Source organism: Marinobacter salarius (assembly GCF_032922745.1).
Lineage (GTDB): Bacteria > Pseudomonadota > Gammaproteobacteria > Pseudomonadales > Oleiphilaceae > Marinobacter.
Genome location: NZ_CP136693.1, coordinates 1638748 through 1664875 on the forward strand (window position 1 = coordinate 1638748; position 26128 = coordinate 1664875).

At 56.5% G+C, this 26128-nt stretch carries 19 protein-coding genes; 7 read left to right on the forward strand and 12 right to left on the reverse strand.

Going from position 1 to position 26128, the window contains the following annotated elements; translation table 11 throughout:
• The first annotated feature begins 253 nt into the window (after positions 1 to 253).
• A complete protein-coding gene (locus tag R1T46_RS07540) occupies positions 254 to 754 on the forward strand; it encodes a MarR family winged helix-turn-helix transcriptional regulator (RefSeq protein ID WP_007153086.1) in 501 nt (166 codons plus the stop codon).
• Between the two features lie 23 nt (positions 755 to 777).
• On the opposite strand, the gene R1T46_RS07545 is transcribed toward R1T46_RS07540, so the two are convergent.
• From R1T46_RS07545 to lon, 3 genes are all read right to left on the reverse strand, one after another.
• Positions 778 to 1167, reverse strand: coding sequence for a cytochrome c (locus R1T46_RS07545; protein WP_317307878.1), 390 nt, complete (start codon positions 1165 to 1167; stop codon positions 778 to 780).
• Positions 1164 to 2429, reverse strand: coding sequence for a PQQ-dependent sugar dehydrogenase (locus R1T46_RS07550; RefSeq protein WP_317307879.1), 1266 nt, complete (start codon positions 2427 to 2429; stop codon positions 1164 to 1166). The genes R1T46_RS07545 and R1T46_RS07550 overlap by 4 nt, the downstream gene beginning before the upstream one ends.
• A gap of 144 nt (positions 2430 to 2573) precedes the next feature.
• Positions 2574 to 5024 carry an endopeptidase La gene (gene lon, locus R1T46_RS07555; RefSeq protein ID WP_317307880.1) on the reverse strand — a complete coding sequence of 817 codons (2451 nt, stop codon included), beginning with the start codon at positions 5022 to 5024 and terminating at the stop codon, positions 2574 to 2576.
• 212 nt (positions 5025 to 5236) lie between these two features.
• On the opposite strand from lon, the gene trxA reads away from it, so the two are divergent.
• Entirely contained in the window at positions 5237 to 6106 is an 870-nt protein-coding gene (gene trxA / locus R1T46_RS07560) for a thioredoxin (RefSeq protein WP_278366824.1), read from the forward strand.
• A 21-nt stretch (positions 6107 to 6127) separates the two neighbouring features.
• Here the strand turns inward: trxA and R1T46_RS07565 are convergent, their stop codons facing one another.
• The 3 genes from R1T46_RS07565 to R1T46_RS07575 all read right to left on the reverse strand — a co-directional run bounded on the left by R1T46_RS07565 (position 6128) and on the right by R1T46_RS07575 (position 12096).
• Positions 6128 to 6976, reverse strand: a complete 849-nt coding sequence (locus R1T46_RS07565; protein ID WP_278366825.1) for an alpha/beta fold hydrolase — start codon at positions 6974 to 6976, stop codon at positions 6128 to 6130.
• Complete coding sequence (locus R1T46_RS07570; RefSeq protein ID WP_317307881.1) at positions 6969 to 8099, reverse strand: hypothetical protein; 1131 nt, start codon at positions 8097 to 8099, stop codon at positions 6969 to 6971. Before R1T46_RS07570 ends, R1T46_RS07565 begins: the two co-directional genes overlap by 8 nt.
• Before the next feature lie 133 nt (positions 8100 to 8232).
• On the reverse strand, positions 8233 to 12096 hold the full coding sequence (locus R1T46_RS07575; RefSeq protein WP_317307882.1) for a hypothetical protein: 3864 nt from the start codon (positions 12094 to 12096) through the stop codon (positions 8233 to 8235).
• Between the two features lie 386 nt (positions 12097 to 12482).
• Here R1T46_RS07575 and R1T46_RS07580 point away from each other — a divergent pair, with 386 nt between their 5' ends.
• Positions 12483 to 13628 carry a helix-turn-helix transcriptional regulator gene (locus R1T46_RS07580; RefSeq protein ID WP_317307883.1) on the forward strand — a complete coding sequence of 382 codons (1146 nt, stop codon included), beginning with the start codon at positions 12483 to 12485 and terminating at the stop codon, positions 13626 to 13628.
• A gap of 62 nt (positions 13629 to 13690) precedes the next feature.
• Here R1T46_RS07580 and R1T46_RS07585 read toward each other — a convergent pair whose 3' ends face one another.
• Entirely contained in the window at positions 13691 to 15055 is a 1365-nt protein-coding gene (locus R1T46_RS07585; protein WP_317307884.1) for a lysine 2,3-aminomutase, read from the reverse strand.
• Between the two features lie 518 nt (positions 15056 to 15573).
• Here R1T46_RS07585 and aceE point away from each other — a divergent pair.
• From aceE to R1T46_RS07605, 4 genes are all read left to right on the forward strand, one after another.
• Positions 15574 to 18252, forward strand: coding sequence for a pyruvate dehydrogenase (acetyl-transferring), homodimeric type (gene aceE, locus R1T46_RS07590; protein ID WP_075194332.1), 2679 nt, complete (start codon positions 15574 to 15576; stop codon positions 18250 to 18252).
• Between the two features lie 10 nt (positions 18253 to 18262).
• The gene (aceF, locus tag R1T46_RS07595; RefSeq protein ID WP_317307885.1) at positions 18263 to 19948 is read left to right on the forward strand and encodes a dihydrolipoyllysine-residue acetyltransferase; all 1686 of its coding nucleotides are present in this window, start codon (positions 18263 to 18265) and stop codon (positions 19946 to 19948) included.
• A 243-nt stretch (positions 19949 to 20191) separates the two neighbouring features.
• Positions 20192 to 20596, forward strand: a complete 405-nt coding sequence (locus R1T46_RS07600; RefSeq protein WP_317307886.1) for a helix-turn-helix transcriptional regulator — start codon at positions 20192 to 20194, stop codon at positions 20594 to 20596.
• The gene (locus tag R1T46_RS07605; protein ID WP_317307887.1) at positions 20586 to 21833 is read left to right on the forward strand and encodes a HipA domain-containing protein; all 1248 of its coding nucleotides are present in this window, start codon (positions 20586 to 20588) and stop codon (positions 21831 to 21833) included. Before R1T46_RS07600 ends, R1T46_RS07605 begins: the two co-directional genes overlap by 11 nt.
• A gap of 37 nt (positions 21834 to 21870) precedes the next feature.
• Here R1T46_RS07605 and R1T46_RS07610 read toward each other — a convergent pair whose 3' ends face one another.
• Genes R1T46_RS07610 through R1T46_RS07630 form a run of 5 tightly spaced genes read right to left on the reverse strand, consistent with a single transcriptional unit; the run spans position 21871 to position 26084 of the window.
• Positions 21871 to 22815 (reverse strand): biotin-dependent carboxyltransferase family protein, encoded by a 945-nt coding sequence (locus tag R1T46_RS07610; protein ID WP_317307888.1) that lies wholly within the window; start codon positions 22813 to 22815, stop codon positions 21871 to 21873.
• Positions 22805 to 23497, reverse strand: a complete 693-nt coding sequence (gene pxpB / locus R1T46_RS07615) for a 5-oxoprolinase subunit PxpB (RefSeq protein WP_286749672.1) — start codon at positions 23495 to 23497, stop codon at positions 22805 to 22807. Before pxpB ends, R1T46_RS07610 begins: the two co-directional genes overlap by 11 nt.
• Complete coding sequence (locus R1T46_RS07620; protein WP_286749671.1) at positions 23494 to 24228, reverse strand: 5-oxoprolinase subunit PxpA; 735 nt, start codon at positions 24226 to 24228, stop codon at positions 23494 to 23496. Before R1T46_RS07620 ends, pxpB begins: the two co-directional genes overlap by 4 nt.
• A gap of 30 nt (positions 24229 to 24258) precedes the next feature.
• Positions 24259 to 25566 carry a TRAP transporter large permease gene (locus tag R1T46_RS07625; protein WP_286749670.1) on the reverse strand — a complete coding sequence of 436 codons (1308 nt, stop codon included), beginning with the start codon at positions 25564 to 25566 and terminating at the stop codon, positions 24259 to 24261.
• A complete protein-coding gene (locus R1T46_RS07630; protein WP_075194338.1) occupies positions 25566 to 26084 on the reverse strand; it encodes a TRAP transporter small permease in 519 nt (172 codons plus the stop codon). The genes R1T46_RS07625 and R1T46_RS07630 overlap by 1 nt, the downstream gene beginning before the upstream one ends.
• Positions 26085 to 26128: the final 44 nt, after the last annotated feature.

A 26128-nucleotide genomic window follows, 5' to 3' on the forward strand; every position in this document is an offset into this window, starting at 1 on the left:
TCCAGGAAGGGCTGTGCAGGAGGGTGTTGGGTGTTCGGGTGTTCATTGGGCCGTGTCCGTTTTTGCGGAAATTGAACAAGAGGATGACCTTAGCATAGTGGTTGGCGGAAAAATGCGAAAATTCGTAAAAGGACCGGCAGGTCAGTGCAATACGCACCGATGGGTGTGGGTAGTACTGCTTGCAAAATCAGGAGCAAGGACCTCTAATAGTTAGTGTTATAAATAATTCGGCAAAACGAAGCGGAGTGGTGCGTTGAACAATTATGAAGAGGTTTTGGTGGCGTTGCGCCGGGTGATTCGAGCAACTGACCTGCATTCCAAACGTCTGAGCAAGCATGCGGGGCTGACGGGGCCGCAATTGCTGATTATGCGCAGCATCCGCGATCTGGGTGAAGTGACTATCGGAACCATTGCCGACAAGGTGAGCCTGAGCCAGGCAACCGTGACCACGATTCTTGATCGGCTGGAGCATCGTAAACTGGTTTATCGTGTTCGCAGCACCCAGGACAAACGCAAGGTTCATGCGCATCTGACGAGTGAGGGGGCGGAAATTCTCTCGCGAGCACCGAACCCGCTTCAGGAAGACTTCACACGGAAGTTTCAGAGCCTGGCGGAGTGGGAGCAGACCATGATTCTGGCTTCGTTGCAGCGGGTGGCCAATATGATGGACGCCGACGATATTGATGCTGCACCAATGCTCACGGTGGGCTCGGTGCTAAAGGATGATGGCTGGAAGGCCGATGACAAGTCCTGAGACGATGGCATCGGCTTCAAGGACTATTCCGGCATTTTTGCGGTGATCTCAATGGATTGGTACCAAGCCGCCAGATCAGAAATTTGTTGATCGGTCAGGTTCTTGGCGACCAAAGACATCATCTCGTGCTCCCGTTTGCCACTGCGAAAAGCTTTGAGTTGTTTTTCAATATAAATCTGACTTTCGCCCGCCAGGTTGGGTGCGATTGGGATCTTTGCTATCCCGTCCAGGCCGTGGCAGGTTTTGCACTGGGTTGCGAGTTTCCGCCCCTCAGCAGGGTCTGCGCCCTGTGCCACTGGGCTCATCGCAAGAAAAGAGGCCAGAACCGTTATTGTTGAATAAGCGGCCCTGGTTTTTCTGGTCGCATGATGTTTCCAGAGGGCCGGAGGACGCCCACTTGTTTTTGGAATCATGAGCCGGAACCCGTGTAAGCGATTCGGTATACAGCCCCGGCCAAATCATCCGAAACCAGTAATGAGCCATCTTTCAACTGAGCCACATCGACCGGCCGACCAAGATACTCACCATTTTCATCCAGCCACCCTTCGGCGAAAGGAACCGTTTCGCCATTCATATTTCCTTCGGCGTCCACCGGCGTGAACATGACCCTTGCTCCGACCGGGACGGTCCTGTTCCATGAGCCATGTTGCGCTGAGAAAATCCCGCCCTGATATTGCTTCGGAAACATGTTTCCGGTGTAAAACATCATCCCCAGATTGGCCGCATGAGCCGTCGTCTCAGAGACTGGGAACACCACCTCTACCGGTACTTCATCTCCTTTGTATTCGTTTGTGCGAACATCACCGCCTCCGTACCAGGGATGGCCAAAATGCTGGCCCATGGCGGTCTGGCGATTGATTTCTCCTGGAGGGATGTCATCGCCCATGCCATCGACCTGATTGTCCGTAAACCACAGTTCGCCGGTATTGGGGTTAAAGTCCTGTCCTACAGAGTTGCGGACACCACGTGTGTAGATTTCACGTCCGCTGCCATCCTGATTAACCCGGATAATCCCGCCAATGCCCCACTCACTGAACGTGTCCAGGTGTTCTTTCGGCGCAACATTGTAGGGTTGTCCGAGCGAGATGTAGAGCTTCCCGTCCGGGCCAATATCGCAGACTCGGGCGGTGTGGTTGTAACTGACGAACTGCTCAGGGATCAGCTCGCCCCCTGGGATCACCTCTGAGGCGACAACATCGCCTCCCTCAAAGAAGAACTCCGCAGCCGGATACGCCAGTACCCGGTTTTGTTCGGCAATGTAGAGCACGCCCGACGGCGAAAAACAGGGACCGTTGGGGACGGACTTGGCCAGCGAAGGTGCGAAATTTTTTACTTCATCGGCCACGCGGTCTTTATCCCGGTCGGTCATTGCCCAGACTTCGGTTTTACGGGTTCCAACAAACGTAACGACACCCTGGGGGCCAACCGCCATGTGTCGCGCGTCGGGAACCAAAGCGTAAAGGCTGATTTCAAACCCTTCGGGAAGTTTTATTTTCTGCAGGGTCTTGCGAATAGCATCGGCGCTGTCGCTTTTCTGGTCGATCACAGTGAACTCGGCTTTCCCCGTAGTCTGGAAATTGCCAAGCTTCTTGAGAGTATCGTCAGATTGACTGTAGGCGAAGGGGATGAAGGCAAGGCCCGCGGCCAAGCACAGGATCGAGTTTATTTGGTTCATTGTATTACCACTCCCTTTGACTCAGCGAGTCGGAAGCCGGTGACCCTCGGGCCACCGGTGCTCGGTTTTTGCTCATGTCAAAGCGAGTAAAGACAACGGCTGCATAGGCGTCAAGGCAGCCCTGCAGTGGTCAGACCAGTAATATTAATGGACGCTTGATCCCTTGCGGGGTTTGTTCCCGAAACACACCTGAAACACGTCGTTGTAATGCTTCGCAAAATTCACCGTCAGGCCTTCTTTCAGATATTCCGGTAGCTCTTCATAATCCCCCCGATTCGCCTCCGGCAGGATCAGGTTGCTGATTTTCTGGCGTCTGGCCGCGATGACTTTCTCGCGGATACCGCCAACCGGAAGCACTTGGCCGGTTAGGGTCAGTTCGCCGGTCATGGCGGTGTTCTGCTGTGGTGGTTCGCGGCGGGCGATGGACAGCAGGGCGGTGGCCATGGTGACGCCAGCGCTGGGGCCGTCTTTGGGGGTGGCGCCTTCGGGAACGTGCAGGTGCACGAAGGATTTGTCGAAGAAGGTGGGGTCACCCTTGAATCGTTTAAGGTTTGAAGAGACAAAACTGTAGGCGATTTCCGCGGACTCTTTCATGACGTCACCCAGTTGTCCGGTGAGTTTGAAACCGCGCTGGCTGCTGTGGACGCGTGAGGCTTCGATGCTCAAGGTCGCGCCGCCCATGGCGGTCCAGGCCAGGCCGGTGACCACGCCAGTACCTTTCAGGGATTTCTCTTTGCGGAAGGCGGGTTGTCCCAGATAGGTTTGCAGGTCGGAAACGCCGACTTTTACGGGGTCGTCGGGATTTTCCAGTAATCGAACAATGCCTTTGCGAATGACTTTGTGCAGCAGTTTTTCCAGGCTGCGGACGCCCGCTTCACGAGCGTAGCCTTCGATGATCTGCTTGATGGCGGCGTCGGTAATGTTCATCTGCTTTTTCAGTAGGCCGGCTCGTTTCAGCAACCGCGGCATCAGGTGATGCTTGGCGATGTCGAGCTTTTCCTCAGTGATGTAGCCGGATAGCCGGATGACGTCCATGCGGTCCAGCAATGGTCTTGGAACCGTGTCGAGTTGGTTGGCGGTACAGATGAACAGGACCTTGGACAGATCCATGCGCACGTCCAGATAGTGGTCCAGGAATTCCCGGTTCTGTTCCGGATCCAGGGTTTCCAGCAAGGCGGAGGCCGGGTCTCCCTGGAAGGAGGCGCCGATCTTGTCGATCTCGTCCAGCATGATCACCGGGTTGGACACCTTCGAGTCTTTCAATGCCTGCACAAATTTGCCCGGCATGGCGCCGATATAGGTGCGGCGGTGGCCCTTGATCTCGGCTTCATCACGCATGCCGCCCACGCTGAATCGATAGAACTCGCGGCCGAGGGCGTCGGCGACGGAATGGCCGATGGAGGTTTTGCCCACGCCAGGCGGACCGACCAGCAAGAGAATGGAGCCGCTGACTTCGCCCTTGAAGGTGCCTTCGGCCAGGAACTCGACGATACGGTCTTTCACGTCGTCGAGACCATCGTGGTCACGGTCCAGAATGCGGCGGGCTCCGGCCAGATCGAAATGGTCCTCCGACGTCATGCCCCAGGGCACCTGGGTCAGCCAGTCCAAGTAATTGCGGGTAACGCCGTATTCCGGTGAGCCCTGCTCCAGCACCTGCAGTTTCTGAAGTTCGTCGTCAAAGCGTTCCTGAACCTGTTCCGGCGGGTTCAGGCTTGCCATGCGCTCGCGGAAGCGCTCAGCATCGGCGGTTTTGTCGTCCTTCGCCATGCCCAGTTCGCGTTGGATGACCTTGAGTTGTTCTTTCAGGAAGAACTCACGCTGGTGCTTTTGCACCTTCTCGTTCACTTCCTCGCTGATTTCGCTCTGCAGGCGGGCGACTTCCTGTTCTTTCGCCACCAGCAGAAGTACTTTCTCCATGCGCCTGAGCAGCGGCACGGTATCGAGCACTTCCTGCAGTTCCTGGCCCGGAGCGCTGGTCATGGAGGCGCCAAAATCCGCCAGGGGAGAGCTGTCATCCGGCCCGAATCGGGAGAGATATTGCTTCACTTCCTCGCCGTATAGCGGGTTGGTGCGCAGCAGCTCCTTGATGGAACTGATGATGGCAAGGGTATAGGCTTTCAATTCGTCTGCGGCTTCTTCCGGTTCGTCCGGGTATTCCACTTCCACCAGGTAGGGAGGCCGGCGCCGAAGCCATTGGGTAATGCGAAAGCGTTGCAGGCCCTGGGCAATGAACTGGACTTTGCCACTTTCCCCCTGGGCGTGATGGACGCGTACGGCGCAGCCTACGGTTTCCAGTTCCTCGCTACCGGGAATGCCCTGCTCGGGGTCGCTGTCCTCCACGAAGCAGATGCCCAGCACCTTGTGGTCGGTTTCGCCCACGCGCTTGAGGGTTTCCTGCCAGGGGTTCTGGTTAACCACAATTGGCTGCACCTGGGCGGGGAAGAACGGCCTGTTCGACACCGGCAATACGTACATGCGGCGGGGCATCTGCTGTTTTGGCAGTACCAGGCTTTTGCTGTTCTCGTCCTTGCCGATGTACTCGGTCAGGTCTTCTTCGGGAGCATCAAAAGAGTCGTTGCGGTTGTCGTCGTTCATGCCGTACACGCATCCTCCAGGGAATTTGATCCGGGCTGTCGCCCGGGTCCTATTGCCTATGTAACGGCAAAGGGGATTATTTCAAGGCAGGTGTGGGTATTTACTGTCTGGGAACTGCGCGGGCGCCAAAACCTTGAATTTCGGCTCTCAGCCCCCACTACCAACAACAATCCGTTAATGACATTTCAGGAAAACACTTTCAGGTGCCCTCCATGAGCAATTCGCCATACATTTTTGAAGCCACCATGGACAACTTCCAGCAGGATGTGATGGAAGCGTCCTCCAAAACGCCCGTATTGATCGATGTCTGGGCGGAGTGGTGCGCGCCCTGTAAGCAATTGATGCCCCTGTTGGAAAAGCTGGCGGAAGAGTACAAGGGCGGCTTTATGCTGGCCAAGGTAAACGCCGACGAACAGCAGCAACTGACTGGCAGCCTGGGCGTGCGCAGCCTGCCCACTGTGATCCTTGTGAAAGATGGCCAGGCAGTGGATGGCTTCAATGGTGCATTGCAGGAGAGCGAGATCCGCAAGGTCCTCGACAAGCACATTGAGATACCGGAAGACGAGGAAGCGCCTTACGATAAGGCCCACAGATTGTGGGAAGAGGGTGACGTAGAGGCGGCGCTGGCCGTGCTGACAGAGATGAATCGTAGTAACCCGGACGACCTGAAAGTATTGATCGATCTTGCACAGTTGAAGGCTGAACTCGGTGACCTGGAAACCGCTGAGCAGGTGCTGGACAGCCTGCCGCCGGAAGAAAAGATGCAGCACCAGGCCAAGCAGCTGGCGGCCCGGCTGAAATTCCTCAGAGCATCAGCCGAGTTGCCCCCCATCCACGAACTGGAAGATGCACTGGATAAAGACCCGAAAGATCCGAATGCCCTGCACCTGCTGGCGTTGCATCATATCCTTCAGGAAAACAACGCCGAAGCGATGGAATTGCTGATTCGCCTGATGCGGGTGGACAGCAAGTATAAGGATGAGGTGGCGAAGACCACGTTGATCGAGTTGTTCGACAAGCTGGGAAATAACAACCTGGATGTGCGTACCTATCGGCGTAAGCTGTATACGTTGATGCACTGAGCTGCCCGAGAAAGTAACGCACTAGCCCCAAATGAACTGAGCCACGCTGTAGTGCCCCTCCCCGGCCAATAAACTGCTCTCGGCCTCGGCTAGGTGTTTTATGAGCGCACTTTGATGTTGCTTGTGCACAAGTTCATCACATTGGCCGTGGATAACCTGAATCGGAAGGTCGAGATCCTCCGGCAGGAAGGGCCATTGGTCGGCAATCAGGCGGGAATCCCGGGCAAATGCCTGGGCTGACTCTGTGGAACCTTGCTGTAATGCTGTTCGAGTGCTTTTTCGGAACGCTTTGTAGACAGGCTCTGAAGATAGGTGTTCAGCTTCATCCGGCCAGGTGGCGCTAATTAAAGCGTCCGCTAGAGTGTCGGGGGATGCCGTAAGCGTCTGCAGTTCAATGGCGAGTTTGTCCGGGTCTTCGAGTGCAGCTCGCCAGACGTTGGCTGTAAGGTCCGACGCGTAATCAAACGGATTGCTCATCAATGGCACGGCCGGTGTTGCCGCGACTGTAAGCATTTCTGCCCGTTCCCCAAGATCATGGGCGGTTGCCATGGCGAATACCCCACCTCCGGAAAAGCCGGAAACGGAGAAGCGTTCGAGGCCAAGGTGGTCAGCCAGCTCGCGCAGGTCAGCCGAGTGTTGGGTAAATCCGTATTCGGCATGAGGCGTTGAGTCACCATAGCTTGGCCGGTCGGGAACGATAAGCCGCAGGCCCGAGGAACAGAGATTGCCACTGATATGGGCGAGCTCATGCCGCGAACCCGGAATGCCATGACAGTGGATCCAAACGCCGTTGTCGCCCGATCCCCCATCTGAATAGCTCAAATTACGACCATCAGACAACTGCAAGTGTCGGGTACCGAAATCAGTCATCCTGATTCCTCAGCGTATCCGCGCAGAGAAGGAGCTTCCGTTGCAGGGCAGACTGTCGATTAACACCGGTCTTTTGCATGATGGATTTCAGCTGCGTTCGCCCCGTGTGCGGAGAGATTTTCAGTAGCGCGCTGGCGTCATTAACATCCAGGCCGCACACCAGCACATTGGCCAGCCGGTACTCTGCGGGAGTCAGTTGATACAAAGTGATCAGCCGGTTCCTGTCCAGCCCTGACTTGCGTTCCGGGTCGAGCAGAAAACACAGGACGTCGCAGCTTGAAGAGCGGCCGATGTGAAAGCCAGTGCCTGCCTGGCGGGCCTGGATCATTACCAGGCAGGCGCCTGAACGGTCCAGTTTCAGGGTTTCTGTGCGGGATTTATTCTCAACGATTCTGCGGGCCATGGTCCGCAGCGCATTAAAATGATCGCCGGCAACAAGGTTGAGGTGGTTCCCTGTCAGCCCCAGACCATAGGTGCGGGCGGCCAGTGCTTCCTCGGCCGTCGAGTTCATCCACTGCATTGAGAGTTTAGCGTTTGTGTGCCAGACCCCGAACGGCAGTTTGTCCAGAGCCTGGCGGGCGCCGCTCAGTGCCTGATTGAGGTCGCCCATCAGGCGGGCGAGGCCGCAGGCTCTGCGCAAATGGGGACTGAATAGCTCAAGAATGGACTGTTCCTCAATGCTGAAGGCGCCTTTGCCTTTTGGCCGGTGAACGCCGATGTGCATTGCCTGGCCATTCTGCCGCTCGAATTGGGTGCCCAGGGCGTAGAAGTTGCCATTGGGCCGGAATATTTTCTGGTAGTGATCAGAGCGCTCAAAATCCCGGTCCCTCATGACTGAGGTGCTGACAACAGCCTTGCCGATAGGGCTTGTCGCCAGGATGTCCCGGAACGGGTCCTGTTCGACGGCAGCGGTTTCGTAGACCCGATTAATGCTTTGGCGAAAGCCGGTGGTGAAAGACTGGTACACCACGGGGTCGTTCAAGTCGGTCAGCCTGATTGTGGCCGTGTCTGTGCGAAAAAGCCCTGCGAACTTCTCCAGAAAACCTGGCCACTGGTCACGCACCGTCGCGTTTTCGTAGAGGTCGTCTAGCAGTAGGGGCACTGCCGAAGCCAAGTCTTTCAAAACAGCACTCTCCTGTTGCTTTTTTGTACATATTAAGTGCGTTACTCAAGTAAAGCATAGGGCGAAGTGATACGCCAAAAATCCATAAAAAAGCCCCGCTCGGGGCGGGGCTGAAGTGAAAAGAAGAAACTGTCTAGTTGCAGTTATTGCAGATGGCGTAGGCTATATAGGTGCCTGCGGGTCCCATTGGCGTTCCACCGGAATTGTCGTAAAAGCGTGATACCAGAACCAACAACCGGTTGTCCGCAGAGGAATAACCGAACTGTTCGCCATAGGCGATACTACCGCCGGAATAGGTGTATTGAGGCGCTTCCATTCTGATCAAACCGGTTGAAGCATCAACTTGATAGGTCCAGCTGTTGGGGTCAAGGTCGGCAGATTGCCGGGTAACGTCCACAATGTCTGTGTCCAGTCCGAAATTCGAGTAGGAGAAGGTCAGGCCTCTCTGAGAGGTGGCCATGCCACTTCCGTCGAAGTCCAGAGTTGATCCCGGCAGGTAGATGTCTGTCTCATAGTAATTCTGACCGGCGAAGTAGCCTTTCAGCATCAGGTCGTAGGACTTTCCGGCGAGATCGCCGGCCTGGAAAGTCGGGTCCAGTTTGACGCCGATGAGGGACGACGATTCCTTGGTTCCTACGGTGTAGGGTGTGAACGGATTAGGAAGTGCCAGCGTCATGACGTCTGCACTTTGGGAGGCAAAACCGCCGAGCTCGCCGTTGAGCAGGCTCAATGTGCCATCGGCCGCGATGCTGAAAGCGCCAAGGTCATCGCTAAGGCCGTTTTCTTCTATAATCGGATCGATTGATACACCCTCGGCCTGTTGCGGTTTCAGGCCCTGCAGAAGCTGTAGCTGGACTGTGTCGGTCAACGTGGTGTTACCAGAGCCGTCAACGGTAAAGTTGATCGCGCCGGCGCCATAATCCATGAAGTTTGGCTCAAGCACAGTGGCATCGTTAGGGTCCATCGTCTGGTTGATGCGCAGTGTGACGAAGCCCCAGTCTCCTGCCAGTGCATCGACAGTCAGCGAGGGGTCTTTTTTGCTCAGCACGTGAGTGTTCATGTCACGACCTTCGGTGAAGCTACCGTCACTCTCCTCGTACTGAAAGGTATTTGCCTCGTTGGCAATGAAAAGGCTGCGCTCGGCGTCAAGCGCCCGGAAGTCGATCTCGGTAGCGCCGTTGATAATCTGAGAGCCGTCTTCCGGGTCGATGATGGTACTCTCTGCAATCGCTGCGAAGAGCCCGCTTTCCGTGAAGGCCAGGCCAAAACTGTTGCTTAGGCCGAGGCATTCACTGACGGAATCGAACACTGCGTCCCGTCCGTCTTCGCTGGCACCCGAATCGATCAGCAGGTCGCCGACACAGAGGTCTGTCCAACTGAGTGTCCCGGTACCGTCAGCGTTATTCGCAATGCTGGCATCGGTGTGAGCGTAGTGTGCCTGAAATACCGTCGGTGGATTGTTCAGTCGTGAGCTTTCAATGCCAACGGCGGAGCGCAGGTAGTGGAAATCTCCCGTGACGGCAGGACCTGGCGTGGTTTCATCGTCCGGGCTCACGTAATTCACTGTCACGGTGCCGTCACTGGGCGCTACGCCCGGAGCGATTTCACTGAGTTGGAATTCCTCTCCATCGTCAATGATCAAGGCGTCATCAATCACGGTGGCATAGTCGAAGCCCTGCATCGGATCCGATAGGCCGTATTCACCGTTCTGGTCAATAACGGCGGTCGGGTTCAGTACGAGGGTTTGACTGTCATAAGCGAAGTTGCCGAACTCGAGGCCTGGCATTCCGGTCTGATCGGCTGGTTGAGTTGTGCCTAGGAAGTAAAAGCCATCGGCCAGAATAGTCAGGACAGAAACGTTTGTGGGGTCTACCGAATCCTGAATAATCCAGCTACCGGTGATGCCGGACTGGTTCAGTGGGACACGGGTGAACTCGGTGGTTTCGGTCAGACCGAAGTCCGGATCGAAAGCGGTGAGGGTGTCACCATCGACACGCAAGGACAGTCGCTCTTCCCCATTTGCCACGGAGGTCAGTCCCCAGTCGCCATTATCATCCCGAAGGATTTGCGGAACGGTTATCTCGCCGGTCTGGTTATCCCACTGATACTGACCGAATTCGATGCCGGTGTTCCCCGAGGTGTCCTCTGCCGGGCGGTAAGGCAAATCCAGCTCCTGATGCATGTAGGAACCGTCTTCGAGGAAGGTCAGTTGGACCCAGGGCGCGTTGTCCCCACGATCGGTATTACGGGCAATCCAGCTGCCAATCAGGGCATCTTCTGGCATTGGGGGCGGTACCTGATCTGCAAACGGATTGAACAGTCTGACCGCGACGTACAAGCCAAAGGGATCCCGGACAATTAACTGTAGTTGGTCTGTTGGGCTGGGAATATAGTCTGCGGGTAACTCGCCGGTGAAGCTGGTGGCGTCGTTTGCCAGGGGGTTGCCTACGAAGCCTGGCTCTTCAGGTGCACCTACGCCGCCTGACAGTTGGCCTGTAAAGTTGTTGCGCACGACGTTGGCATCATACCCGGGTGGTAGCGTCCACTCGAACGCATACTCATTGCCCGTCAGGTCTGCGGAGGTGGCAGTGATCTCCGGCGCGCCATTTGTCAGATCAGGAGTTCCACGACGCACGGTAAAGGAAGCTTCAGAATCGACCACTCCCTCGACCGGGTTGTTCCAGGTGAAGGTGAGTGTATCGCCGGAGGCAATGGCATCCGGGTTCAGAACTTCGTATTCAGCGAATCGGTCCTCTTCTGCAACATAGGGAAGAGGGCCGTTGAAGATGCTCAAGTCCCCGGATACGTCCACCGACGAATCAGTTGCCGCTCCAAGGCTTGGTGCTGGAAAACCGGCGTATATCAGAGTTCCGACGTTCAGAACTTCCGGGGTTTCAGCGCCATTTTCAATCAGATGGGTTGCTTCAACAAAGACAAAGAATTCAAGCTGGTTGCCCTTAACTTTCCAGTCGCCATCAACGTTAACAAGGTTCCAGGGACCCTGAGGGGCGCCGATGTTCAGTTGTGCGGTGCCATTGGTGCTGTCCAGGTCAACAAGAGACCAGTTACGGACGGCATCCGCCAGCTCGCCGGCGTCTTCAATGCCTGGAGCCGAGTTGAAAAGACGGGTCTGAAGGCCGGCGATGTCTTCGCCGTTGTTGAGGTAGTCGGCGGTGGCCAGAGCTTCCAGGGCGGTGCCATCCTGGTTGTCCAGGGCGGTTGCAAAGGAGTTTGCAAGCGCGTCCAGTTTCTGAAGTTCGGACACGCCATTGCTGATTTCGTTTTCGTCAACGGCGAGCTCGCCTTCTTTCGGCTGCATGAACGTATTTTCGATACTTTGGGTGCGATTGAGACGGTTGGTGATGGTTGCTTTTTCAGTGCCCAGGTCAATCTGGACGTCAAGCACATCCAGCACCGTGTCAAATCCGGTACGGTTGGCGGTAAACGCGGATTTGAGGAGGTCGAAGTCCGGCTCAACACCCAGTTCGTCCAGCAGTGGCTGCAGGCGTGCTTTGAGGGCCGCCTTTTGAGCTTCAACTTCCGCCTCACGAATCAGGCTGAAATCCGGGTTGTTAAAAAAGGTCTGCGGCGGCTGCCCAACGGCGTTGCCAACGATCAGGTCGGTCAGAGGGGTGATGTTGACTGTGCCGTCCAGGTCGTTTGCAAAGACCACGGACAACAACTGGTAGGCATTACCGCCCGCAATGCCGCTGGCATAGAGCAGCACGGGCGCATCGAGCGATGAGAGATCAATCTCGAAGGAGCCGTCGGCATTGATATCGGCGGGGGGAGCGGTTTCATCGTTGACGTCACGTGCACCGACAAAACCAACGAGTGGGGCACCGGCCGCAGCCGTGCCAGATACAGTTGAGGTGTTTTCGGGCTCTGCAGGAGTGGAGCTTCCGCCGCCTCCTCCTCCGCCACAACCGGTTAGAACAAGAGCCGCCACTAATGAATAGAGTAGCAACCAGAGGCGATGCGTGTGATGCCTGACCATGGGAAACTCCTTACCGTTTTTCTGGTGTTCGGGACTTTCAACCTAGATAAACCGGCAGGCATTGGCATCACCCATATGGTGTATGACGGTGTATGTCGGGAAATTGACAAAATTCAAATTTTAGCTCGTGAAGACGATCAGGAGTCTTCAACTGCGGCAAAGCCCCGGCGGGTGCCCCTGGGAAGATTTGTTTGTTTTCTGGTCGATCCATACCTATGGTTGATATATCGATATGTACACAAAGATGGGCTATGTCGGTTCTACTGAGCGTCTGCCACGGATGGGTCCCCCATGAGCGACAGCCAGTTTACCGGCTTACTGGAGAAACCTCGACGTATAACGATTAATGCCAGGCAGCTACCTGATTTTATAAAGGGAGGGCACAATTGGAGGAAGGAATAGTCTTTGAATCCATTGACCAGATATATGCAGCTGCCGGCAAAACCGAGGGGTGGTCAGATGTTCTGCAAACCATCATCAGAGCCACGGGCGCCAGCTCAGGCTGTATCCTCTCCACTTTTAAAGGTGGCTCGAGTAAAGGCGGCTCCAGCGGAAATGTCAGTGTCTCGCATGAGATCGACCCTGACTGGATTCAGTGCTATAACAACGAGCTATTCCGCTACGACCCGTCTCCCGCTTTGATCCAGGACAACCCCGGAAGGGTAGTTGTCGATGCCGTGACCGGGCCGCGCCCGGCTGACCTGACTGGAGACGCGCGGCTCTTTTATAACGAGCTTATGCTGCCCCAGAGTTTTCGGCATACCCTGCATTCAGGCTTGTTTGATGAAGGGCGCCGGAATCTTGGCATTATTCTGCAACGTCCTCCGCGCCCCGGAGCTTTCAGCGCTGCCCAGGTCGCGATACTTCAAGCCCTGACTCCACATCTAAACCGTGCCCTGATCCTTCACGCCCGACTCCAGGCAGTTGACCAAATGGTCTCGGGACTCGCCGTTTTGCTGGATCGTATGCCAGTGGGGGTGGTCCTGCTCAATGGCATGAGCGATATCGTGCACGCCAACAATCGCGCCGAGCAGGTGCTGCGCAATTCTCCCTTGCTACGGACCTTAAATAGAAGGTTGCAGGCGTCCGGCGCACGAGACAATAGGCAACTGCAGGGCCGTATTGCCGCTGCGCTGGCCAGAGAAAGCGCATTCACCGATACGACGCTCCGGCTCCTGTCCAGAGGCCCTCCCGGCCTTTATATCCAGGTCACGCCAATGGAACTCCCGGAGCCCTCAGACAGCCTTTTTCTTGATGGTGTGCGCGCAGCGGTATGGATCGGCACCTACGAGCCAGGTCGACTGTGTCCGCGATCCCTTGCCGAGCTCTACAATTTGTCCCCCACCGAGTCAGAGTTGCTGGCTCGCTTGGTGGAGGGCAGAAGCCTGTCCGAAATTGCGGATCTCAGGCAGGTGAGTATCTATACCGCCCGAACCCAACTGAAGACGATCATGAACAAGCTGAACATATCCCGCCAGGTGGATCTGGTACGCCTGGTCATGTCCGGCCCGGGCGCCATAACACTGGATTGATTGCCTGCCCTGACTTTTGTTCTCTGGCGCCGCCGATTGGCTGGTCAAGGCGGGCTTGTCTATCAGCCGTTCCCTTTTTTCATCTGCTCATACTCATCCTCAAAGAAGAACTTATCTTCTCCAAGGGCCGGTTCCAGCTCATGCAGCCAGGTGGCTGTTTCGCTGTACTTGGCGAAGAACGGGCGCTGTACCCAATCCGGGTTGCGGGCCTGGATGAACCGGAGCACGAACACTTTCTCGCCGTTGATCTCGGTGATGCCCTGTACCTCAACCTTGCCGGGGCCAGCGCTCATTGACGGGCCGCGGGCGGTGCGAGCCAGGCCTGAAACCTGCTTCATGGCTTCGCGGTAGATATTGAAGGCTTCCACCAAAGGCACTTCGAAGTAGTTCTTGGCGCCGGTGTCCCGCTCCACAAACATGTAGTAGGGGATGATGCCCAGCTGTACTTCCTTATCCCAGAGCTTCGCCCAGTCGTCTGCGTTGTCGTTTACGTGTTTGATCAACGGGCCCTGGGCGCGGATTTCGGCACCGGTGGCGCGCAGGCGGCGGATGGCTTCTTCCGCGATATCGGTGGTGATTTCCTGCCAGTGGTTGTAGTGCGCCATGATGGCCACGTGCTTACCGGCGTCCACAAGGCGGGCAAACAGGTCAATCAGTTCGTCCGCATCCTTGTCGGTCACGAAGCGGTAGGGCCAGAAGGTCAGGGCCTTGGTGCCGATGCGGATGGTCTGGATGTGATCAAACTCCGGCTGCAGAAGAGGCTCCAGGTACTGGACCAGATTCTTGGTTTTCATCACCATGGGGTCGCCACCGGTGACCAGCAGATCGCTGACCTCAGTATGCTCCTGGAGGTAGCCGTGAAGCTTTTCCGCTTCGGTACTGGCCATCTTCAGGTCCTTGTCGCCCACGAACTGCGCCCAGCGGAAGCAGAAGGTGCAATAGGAATGACAGGTCTGGCCCTGGGCCGGGAAGAACAGAATGGTTTCACGGTATTTGTGCTGAACGCCGTCCAGTACTTCGCCGTTCAGTTCCGGCATGTTCATTTCCATCTGGCCGGCCGGGTGCGGGTTCAGTTCGTCGCGAATTTCTTTCGCCACGGCTTGTATTTCTTTCTTTTCCGCGCCCTCACGATGCATCTTTGCCATGCGCTCGTAATGCTCGTCCTTCAGCATGCCCTTCTGGGGAAACACCAACTGGTAAAGTGGGTCATTCGGCACCTTGTTCCAGTCGATCAGCTCATTGATCACGTATTCGTTAACGCGGAAGGGCAGCACGCTGGCCACCACCTTCATTTCAAACAGGGTCTCTTCAGGGAGATTCTGGATAACGTCAATTTTATCGAGCTGGCGGTCTGTGTAGACCTTGAAACGCCGCTCTTCGAACTCGGCGGTTGGAATCCGGTTCGGGAACGTGACGATGGAGTTCATAGATCGCCCTCTTTGGTTGTGAGCCATATTCTGGAGGGGTGGGCGTTGCCACCGCTCCGCTGGTCAAAAAACGGGCAGGCGAGTATACATAAATCTAAAAGTATTTTCAGGTCTAATCAAATTGGTAGGAATCCTACGACCTTGGTCTGAATGTGCTTGTTTGAGAGAGAAAAAGGCGCCATTCTTACGTAAGTAACCGAAATAGTCCGACAGGCTATGGTGAATTTTCCTCAAAAATTGAACTTTCATGCCGAAATGTAGTAAAAATACTACCTAATCGTCGGTATGGTTGTGCCGGTATGTGAATGCTACCTGATTCGCCTGGCCAAAAGCCGAGTGACGCAAGGGCGCTTCAGGCAGTAAAACTGGCGATCGTGTTCTATGCTTGTTCAAGGTAACGAACTGGCGGATACCCATAATAAAACGCTCTGCATTTCATCGCAGCTTATCGATATTGCAAGGCGCTCAGCTGCTGATCGTGGCGTGCGCTGCACTTTTTAATGCCAAGGGGAGGTTTGATGTACCAGGACGATGATCCCATAGAGACCAGTGAATGGCTGGATGCGCTGGAGTCTCTGATCGAACAGGAGGGCGTTGATCGCGCCAAGTACATTCTCGAAAGGCTCTCCGAACGAGCCAGCCGCGACGGCACCGAGTTGCCCTATTCCATCACCACGCCGTTCCGCAACACGATTCCTGTCACCCAGGAATCCAGAATGCCGGGTGATCTGTTCATGGAGCGGCGTATTCGCTCGCTGATCCGCTGGAACGCCATGGCCATGGTGCTGCGGGCCAATCAGCGCCCGGGTGATCTTGGCGGGCACGTGTCATCCTTCTCCTCGGCGGCCACATTGTACGATGTTGGCTTTAACTACTTCTTCCACGGCGGTGACGAGAAGCGTGAATCGGATCTGGTGTATTTCCAGGGCCATTCCTCTCCGGGCATTTATGCCCGTTCCTACCTGGAAGGGCGTTTTGACGAAGCTCAGTTGGACAAGTATCGGGAAGAGGTTGACGGCGACGGCCTGTCATCCTACCCGCACCCCTGGCTGATGCCGGATTACTGGCAGTTCCCCACGGTATCCATGGGGCTGGGGCCGATCCAGGCGATCTACCAGGCCCACGTGATGAAGTATCTGGACAGCCGCGAGCTGATCGACATGGGTGACCGCAAGGTGTGGTGCTTTGTCGGTGACGGCGAGTGTGATGAGCCGGAAACCCTGGGGTCCATCTCTGTGGCCGGCCGCGAAAACCTCAGCAACCTGATTTTTGTCGTTAACTGTAACCTGCAGCGTCTCGACGGCCCTGTGCGTGGTAACGGCAAGATTATCCAGGAACTGGAAGGCGTGTTCCGCGGAGCCGGTTGGAACGTACTGAAAGTGGTCTGGGGCCGCATGTGGGATCCACTGTTCGAGAAGGATCAGGACGGCCTGATGCAGCGTGTCATGGACGAAGCCGTTGACGGCGACCTGCAGAACTTCAAGAGCAACGGTCCGGCCTACACCCGTAAGCACTTCTTCGGTAAGTACCCGGAGTTGTCCAAGATGGTGGAGAACCTCACCGACGAGGACATCAACAAGCTTAACCGTGGTGGTCACGACCCCTACAAAGTTTATGCCGCCTATCACCATGCCATTCACAACAATGGCGGGCGGCCGACGGTGATTCTGGCCCATACCATCAAAGGTTATGGCTTCGGTACGGCCGGCGAAGCGCAAAACACGGCACACTCGCTCAAGAAGCTCGATATCGAGCAACTGAAGGCCTTCCGTGATCGCTTTGCGGTGCCGCTGAAAGACGAAGAGCTCAAGGACGTGCCCTACTACCGGCCGGCGCCGGACAGTCCGGAAATTGTCTACATGAACAAGCGCCGGCAAGAGTTGGGTGGTTTCTATCCCAAGCGTCGCAAGGACTGTCAGCCGTTGCAGACGCCGCCACTGGATACCTTCAAGAACTTGCTGGAAGGCTCCAACGGTCGTGAGATCTCCACCACCATGGCGTTCGTGCGATTGCTGACGGCTCTGACCAAAGACAAGCGCATCGGTAAGCGAATTGTTCCGATCGTACCGGACGAGGCCCGTACCTTCGGGATGGAGGGCATGTTCCGCCAGATGGGTATCTACACCTCTGAAGGCCAGAAGTACGTGCCGGAAGACCGTGACCAGATCATGTACTACAAGGAAGACAAGAAAGGTCAGGTGCTTGAGGAAGGGATCAACGAAGATGGTTCCATGGCGGCCTGGATGGCAGCGGCAACCTCCTACAGCACCAACAACTTCCCGTTGATACCGTTCTACATTTTCTACTCCATGTTTGGTTTTCAGCGTGTGGGCGATCTGGCCTGGGCGTCGGGTGACATTCAGGCCCGCGGTTTCCTGGTGGGTGGTACCGCCGGGCGAACAACGCTGAATGGTGAAGGTCTGCAGCACCAGGACGGTCACAGCCATATCCTGGCCCAGACCATTCCCAGCTGTAAGGCCTATGACCCGGCTTACGGTTACGAAATGGCCGTGGTGGTCCAGCATGGCATCAAGGAAATGTTTGAAGACAACCAGAACGTCTTCTACTACCTGACCATCGAAAACGAAAACTACGAGCAGCCCGCCATGCCGGAAGGCAAGGACGGCAAGAAAGTGGAAGACGGCATCATCAAGGGCATGTACCTGCTGGATTCCGTTGAAACCAAGGGCCGTAAGAAAACGCCACGGGTTCAGCTGATGGGCTCCGGCGCCATCCTCAACGAGGTGCGCGCGGCGGCGGAACTGCTGAAAGAAGACTTTGGTGTTGCCTCTGATATCTGGAGCGTGACCAGCTTCAATGAACTGGCCCGTGACGGCCTGCACATCGAGCGCTGGAACCGCCTGCACCCGGACGATACGCCCAAGAAGTCGTACCTTACTCAATGCCTGGAGAAGCAGCAGGGGCCGGTGGTGTCGTCCACCGACTACATCAAGCTGTTGTCTGAACAGGTGCGGGCGTACATTCCGAAAACCTATCTGACCCTGGGCACCGATGGTTTCGGTCGCAGTGATACGCGCGAGAAATTGCGCAGCCACTTCGAAGTGGATCGTTACTACGTGGCGGTGACCGCGCTGGCGGCCCTGGCAAGGGATGGCGAAGTCAAGAACGACGTGGTTCTCGAGGCTATGCGTAAGTACGGAATCGATCGCAACAAAACGAACCCGGTGCTGAGCTAAGGAGACCGCCATGAGTGAACAGGAAATCAAGGTTCCGGATCTCGGCGGTGCAGACGAGGTCGAGGTTATTGAAGTGCTCGTCAGTAAGGGAGATTCGGTTGAGGAAGAAGATCCGATACTGACGGTGGAGTCCGACAAGGCATCGGTGGAGCTGCCGTCACCGGGTGCCGGAAAAATTACCAAGATCACCGTCAAAGTGGGTGACAAGGTCAAGGAAGGCGACGTTGTCGGGATGATGGAAGCCAGCAGCGACGCCGGTGACTCGGATGACGGCAAGGATTCTGGCGAAGACGCCAAGTCCGATGAGAAAGACGAGGCGGAAGCCAAGTCGGACGACAAAGACGCCAAGTCCGAAGAGAAAAAACCGGCACCGAAGAAATCCGGCGGTTCCCGTAAGGAAACCGTGAAGGTGCCCGCGCTGGACGGCTTCGACAATGTGCCAGTGATCGAGATCAACGTCAGCGAAGGTGATGAGGTTGAGGCGGACGACGCACTGGTGACCGTGGAGTCCGACAAGGCCACCATGGAGATTCCATCTCCCTATGCCGGCAAGATCGGCAAGGTTCTGGTGTCCGAGGGCGACAAGATCTCCGAAGGTCTCGATCTGGTTGAAATGACCATCGTGGAAGAGGGTGGTGACGAAGGCGAAGAGGACGCGTCGTCCGAGGCGTCTGAGTCTTCCGGTAAGGAAAAGCAGGAGGGTGAGCCTGAATCGAAAGGCAAGCCTTCTGAACCGAAGCCGGAGCAGTCCTCGGCAACCTACGAGCCACCGGCACCGGGTGCCAAGGTTCACGCGGGCCCGGCGGTGCGTAAGCTGGCCCGTGAATTCGGCGCAGATCTGACTCGCATCAAGGGTTCCGGCCCGAAAAGTCGCATCCTGAAAGACGATGTCCAGGCCTACGTGAAAAGCCAGCTGCAGCAGACGCAGCAGGGCAGCACCGTGGCTGGTGGCGGTGGCGCCGGTATTCCTGGCGTGAAACTGCCGGACTTCAGCCAGTTTGGTGAGATTGAGCGTGAATCCATGTCGCGCATGATGTTTGCCACGGCGAACAATATGCAGCGTAGCTGGCTGAACGTGCCTCACGTCACCCAGTTCGAGGACGCGGATATCACCGATATGGAAGACTTCCGCAAGGCCCAGAAGGCGGCCGGCGAGAAGAAAGGTGTGAAGATGACACCGCTTCCGTTCCTGCTGAAAGCCTGCGCCACGGCGCTGGCGGAGTTGCCGCAGTTCAATGTGTCGCTGGATATGGACCGCAAGGAAGTGATCCGCAAGCAGTTCATTCACATTGGCATTGCGGTGGACACGCCTCACGGGCTGATGGTGCCGGTGATCAAGGATGTCGACAAGAAAGGGCTCTGGGAGCTCGCGGCGGAAAGCGCGGACCTGGCGCAGAAGGCGCGGGACAAGCAGCTTAAACCGGCCGAAATGCAGGGTGCCTGCTTTACCATCACCAGCCTGGGTGGTATCGGTGGCACGGCGTTCACGCCTATTGTGAATACGCCGGAGGTGGCGATTCTTGGTGTCTCAAAAGCGGCGATGAAGCCGGTCTGGGATGGCAAGGATTTCCAGCCGCGGCTGATGCTGCCCCTGTCGCTGTCCTATGATCATCGAGCGGTGAACGGGGCAGATGCGGCTCGGTTTACCTCGGTGTTGAGTCAGTTGTTGGGGGATATTCGGTCCCTTCTCCTCTGACTCTGTTCGGTGGCCGCTTTGTAGCCTGCGGGTTATGGGGCGGCCTCGCTTGTTCTTGCCTTGGCGATATCGCCTATTTTTGAAACCTGCCGGTGTTTGTTTGCGCGCTCCCTTTCCTATTTCTATTCTTTAAAGCGTACATATGAGGTCGATTTGTACGTTTTATTGTCTATTTTTCATTGATATTTATCGTATGTTCACTAAACTGTATAGAAACCCTTGATTTGTACGCTTTGGTGAACAATGCCTAAGTCGATAGAAGCCCAAACCTACAATATCCGGCAGGTTCAGGATGCCCTGAAGGTTACCGGTGAACTGATTGCAGCCGCCCGGAAGGAGCGTAAGTGGAGTCAGTCCGAACTGGGCAAGCGCCTGGGAGGTGTAGACAGACGGCATATCAGTGCCTTGGAGAGCGGTGATCCGGCAGCGGATTTTGGTCTTGTGGTTAGTGCCTTTTGGGTTCTGGGTCTGCCTCTTCTTTCAACGCTCCCACTCAGTGGCCAGGCATCTTCCGGCACTGTTAGTTCTCTCCTGGATGCGATGGTGAAGCTTTCATCACGTCCTGGGATACGTGCTTCGGGCTCGACAACCCGAAATGTTGGTGTCCACGGAAAGGGCGGAAAAAAGGAGATCGACAATGATTTCTGAAGAGGCCTTTCTCTGGCTCTACCTTCCGGGGCAAACCGATCCGGTGGTGTGTGGCGTAGTTGCTTTCAATGGCTACGAGCATGTCTTTCGTTATGCACGTAGTTACCTCGAACGCGACAATGCGATTTCCCTGGCACCTTCCGGTTGCACTCTGGGTGAGCTGACTGGCGATGAATATGTGCTTGATGCCGAACTGAACAGCCCCGTTCGCGATGCTTCCCCGGACGCTTGGGGGCGTAATGTCATGATGCGGGACTATGCGAACGCACCTGGCAGGAAAGCAAGCGAACTTGGCGAGATCGACTTCCTGCTTCGGGCGGGGCCGGACCGTATCGGTGCTTTGGACGCAACGAGCGATCCGAGGCGCTACGTTCCGAAGAAAAGTTACGCGGCACCGCTGGAAGACCTGCTGGAGGCGGCTGACCGGATCGACCAGGGTAAGGCTCTGGATCCACATCTCGATGCCGCCCTGAATCACGGAACAAGCGTCGGCGGTGCACGTCCAAAGGCTCTTCTTCATAAAGATGGGGAATACTGGATTGCCAAGTTCAGCTCCAGCAAGGACTCCGCCGATATGGTCGGTATTGAAGGCGGAGGTATGCAGTTGGCTCTCAAGGCGGGAATTCATGTTGCTGAAACCCGCATCGTGGAGGCTTTAAACAAACGGGTAATTCTGGTTCGCCGGTTTGATCGTGTCGTTACGCCGGAGGGGGTTCATCGCAGGCATATGATTAGTGCCATGACGCTCCTGAATCTGGATGAATATGCGGTCCGGGCCGGTTATTCAAGCTACCTTGGTCTGGCGGATGTGCTGCGCCGGTATGCACGGGATTTCCGGAAGGACGGCACCGAACTGTTTCGGCGAATGGTGTTCAATATCCTTATCGGGAATGTGGATGACCATGCGCGCAACCACGCCTGTTTCTGGGATGGCCAATGCCTGGATCTCACGCCGGCCTATGATGTTTGTCCGCAGCCCAGGACCGGCATTTCCGCGGATCAGGCCATGGCTGTTGGAGAATGGGGCCGGAAGGCCAACCTCCAGAATGCCATCAGCAACTGCGACCGGTTTGGCCTCGACAACGGGCATGCCAAAACGGTGATCGAGAAAATGGTTAATGCGGTCGAGAAATACTGGCGGGAGACTTTCTCTGCAGTCGGGACGAAAGACGGTGACCTCAACTACCTTGCTCAGGCCACCATTCTTGGCGAATCAATTTTCTATGAGCTGGAATAAACTGGCGATTCGTCAGTTGCAAGAGTTTTTTACCCGGCTAAGGGCCGGGGAATAATGGTTTCCACCTCTCCAGCTTGTGGTTGAAGATCGCACGCTGGGCTTCGGCGTCGGCGACATCTGAAAGGTAAAAGCGAACCAGGGCGCCGGGCCCGCGCTGTGCCAGTTGGCCGGCGTCCAGGGTGCTCAGGCAGCCTATTTTCGGGTAGCCGCCGATGGTTTGCCGGTCTTTCATCAGGACGATCGGCTGGCCATCGCTCGGCACCTGAATGGCGCCATAGGCAATGCCTTCGGAGATGATGCCGTCCAGCTCAGAGTGAATGGGATCGCCCGTTAACCGGTAGCCCATTCGATCGATCCGCTGGCTGACCTCGTAAGAACCCGTGAAAAACTTCATACGCTCACCCGGAGAAAAGTGCGGGTATTGGTAGCTGGGGATCACACCGATGTGGAGGTCCTGGTTATAGTCCGGGATTTCCCCGGCTGGCAGGCGTGTCATGGTCTTCGGATGGCTGCGGTCAAACCCGATGCAGTCGCCTTTGGCCAGCTTTTGCCCGCGTCCATCCAGTCCTCCAAGGCCTTCGCGCACGACGGTGGCGCAGCTACCCAGTTTCACGGTGGGCTTCAGCCCCCCGGCGACGGCAAGGTAGGCCCTTAGTCCGGCCACCGGCATGCCGAATTCGATATGGTCTCCCCGGTGGATTTGATAGGTATGCCAGGGTGCTGCCGCCTCTCCATTGATCTGCGCTCCGAGGTCCGCACCCGTGAGCGCGATGCAGGTATCCTCATGGGCCAGCAGGCTCAGTTTTCCAATATTGATCTCGATCTGCGCTGCCTCCGGTGGATTGTCGAGCAGGCGATTGGCCCAACGAAAGGCATGCTCGTCCATGGGACCGCCGGTGGTCACGCCAATGTGCTGATAGCCATACCGGCCAGGGTCCTGCAATAAGGCCAGCATGCCGCCATCCAGAACTTCAAAACTCATCGAGGCTGCCTCCCAGGTCCAGATATTCCTGGCGGTCAATCGACCGGAACCGCACCCTATCCCCTACTGATACCAGCGCCAGGGAATCGCTGTCCCAATCGATCATTTTTTGAGGCGTGCGACCGACTATCTGCCACCCGCCCGGCGTGGCGCTGGGATAGATGGCGGTCTGCGAGCCGGCAATACCAACGCTCCCGGTGGGTATTTTCTGTCGGGGCGTGGCTTTGCGGGGCAGGGCAATTCGCTGGTCGGTAATGCCGAGGTAAGCGAACCCCGGGCTGAATCCAATGGCGTAAACGCGGTAGGTCTGCTCACTGTGGATGCGCACCACTTCGTTCCGGCTCAGGCCTGAATAGTCACACACCTCGTCCAGGTCCAGGCCTACTTCGGCGCCGTAGTAGACCGGCAACTCGATGGTGCTGGAAGCGCTTTCATCCGGCGCCTCCTGTTCGCCCTCGCTCAATGCCTTGCGCAGCCGGGACGCGATGCCGAAGCGGTCGGTCCTGTCGGCGTCATAGCACACCAGCACGGAGGTATACGAAGGCACCAGGTCAATCACCAGGTCCGACAGGTTCTGGCGAATGGCCTCCGTGGCCCACTTGACCTGGCCGGCGATGTCATCGCTGATACGGTCACCAAAGTAGACGATGCACGTACTTTCGTTGACGGCTTCAATGATCATAGCGACTCGACGACCTGCCGCATGTGCCTGGCCGCTTCTACAGCATGCTGGCTGTCGCCATGAATGCAGAGGGTGTCGGCCTTTATCGGGATACGTTTGCCGGAGATCGACGTGACGCTGCCTTCGGTGATGATCTGTGTTACCTGCCTTTCTATGGCTTCCCGCGTGTCGTGAACCGCGTTCTTCACCGAGCGTTTAACCAGTCGGCCTTCGTCGCTGTACGCACGGTCGGAAAACGCCTCGAACCACACATCGATGCCCACGTCGGCGGCCAGTGCCAGAACCTCGTCGGCATCGGGTGTTGCCATGACCACCAGGGGGCAGTGGGGCGCATAGTTGCTTACTGCAGCCATCACCGCTGTCAGGGTTGTGCGGTCCACCGCCATTTTATTGTAGAGCGCGCCGTGGGGTTTGATGTATTCGATGGCTGTGCCGTGGGTGCGGCAGATGCCGTCCAGCGCAGCGATCTGATACACCAGCAGGGCCTGGAGTTCCTCGGGTGCAAACTCCATGTCACGCCGGCCGAAGCCCAACAGATCCGGATAGCCGGGGTGCGCGCCGATGGCGACCTTCTCGACAATCGCGGTTCTGACGGTGCGGTCCATGGTCAGCGGGTCTGAGGCATGGAAGCCGCAGGCAATATTGGCCATATCAATGTAGGGCATGACCTCGGCATCCATGCCCTTGGTCCAGCTACCGAAGCTCTCGCCCATATCGCAGTTGAGTTTCATTGGTTGTCTCCAGAAACAAGTGAATGTGCGCTAGCCTCGGCTCATGGTTTGAGGGAGGTAGGTGACAATTTCCGGGAACCAGCCGATCAGAAACAGCGCCGCCATGATCAGCAGGAAAAAGGGGAGCGCAGCTCGGGCAACGTAGAGGATGTCTTTCCCGGTCAATGCCTGGATCACGAACAGGTTAAAACCCACCGGCGGTGTGATTTGTGCCATCTCAACCACCAGAACAATAAAAATGCCAAACCAGAGCATGTCGATGCCGGCCTGCTGGACCATGGGCATGACCACGGCGACGGTAAGAACCACCACGGAAATGCCATCCAGGAAACAGCCCAGTAGAACGAAGAGGGCAGTCAGGCAGACAAGCAGTTCGAAAGAAGAGAGCGACATGCTGCCAATCCATTCCGCCAACTCTCTTGGAATGCCGAGAAAGCCCATGGACAAGGTGAGAAAATGCGCGCCCACCAGAATCAGGCCAATCATGCAGGAGCTCTTGACCGCGCCCAGCAGGCTTGCCTTGAAACTGTCGGCGTTCAGGGAACCGGTGACAGCCGCCAGCAACAGGGCACCAAAAACGCCGAGGGCGGCAGCCTCAGTGGGTGTGGTAAAGCCGGCATAGATCGAGCCAAGCACAAATACAATCAGGCCCACAATCGGCAGCAGCATTCGCAGCGCCTTGATCTTGGCTGAGAACGAGATGTGCTCTTTCTTATGCTTGGGCATCTCATCCTTGTTCAATGTCGCCCACACCATGGTGTACCCCATAAACATGACCACCAGCATGAGGCCAGGAAGAGCGCCGGCGATAAACAGGCGGCCGATGGACACTTCGGCCGCCACGCCGTAAACGATCAGAATAATAGACGGTGGTATCAGCAGCCCAAGGGTGCCGGAACCGGCAAGGGTACCGACAGCCATGCGGTCGCTGTAACCCTGAGCCTTGAGCTCGGGCAGGGTCATGCGGCCAATGGTGGCCGCCGTGGCGGCCGACGAGCCGGACACCGCGGCGAATATACCGCAGCTGAGAATGTTTACGTGCAGCAGCTTGCCCGGTAAACCACCCATCCAGGGTGACAGTCCCTTAAACAGGTCCTCGGACAAGCGAGTACGGAACAGAACCTCGCCCATCCAGATGAACATCGGCAGTGCGGTCAGAGACCAGCCGGTGCTTGCGCCCCAACTGGAGGTCGCAAACAGAAGGCCGATCTGGTCATTGCCGGACAACAGCAGCCCAAGGACACCGATGCCGACCAATGTCAAAGATACCCAGACGCCAAGCGCGAGCATCAATATCATGGAGGCAGCGAGGGCGATGGAAAGCAGCGTGGTATCCATCAGATTTCCTCCAGATTGATGTCATCTTCGTGCTGTTGGTAAGAAGGCACACGTTTTTGCAGCACGGCGATAAGGTCGTCGAGGATCGCGATCGTAAGCGCTAAGGTGCCCAGGCCCACCGGGATCTGAGGGATCCAGAGTGGAATAGGAATGTAGCCGTGTGAGACCTCCTCGAAAACGTAGGACTCCCACACCATGTGCCAGCAGTAGAATGTCATAAAGCACGCAAGGCCGAGGCCAAGGATGAGTACCGCCAGCTCCTGAGCGAATCGCGCCCGGGGGGACCATTTCTGGATGACCAGGGTCACCCTGATGTGGCCACCTTCGTGAAAGGTGTAGGCAAGCCCGAAAAACGTAGAAGCCGCGAGAGCATACCCGGACACGTTTTCAGCAGAAGGGATGATAAAGCCGAACAGCCGGCCGACAATCTGCACCAGGATCACAACCATGATCAGTGCAATGCAGAACCCCGCTGCGTAACCAGACGCCAGGTAAAACTTGTCTCGAAGGGTACTCATGGAAGATGCCTCCCAAGGCGGCTTTCCCGCTGGAATACCAGGGG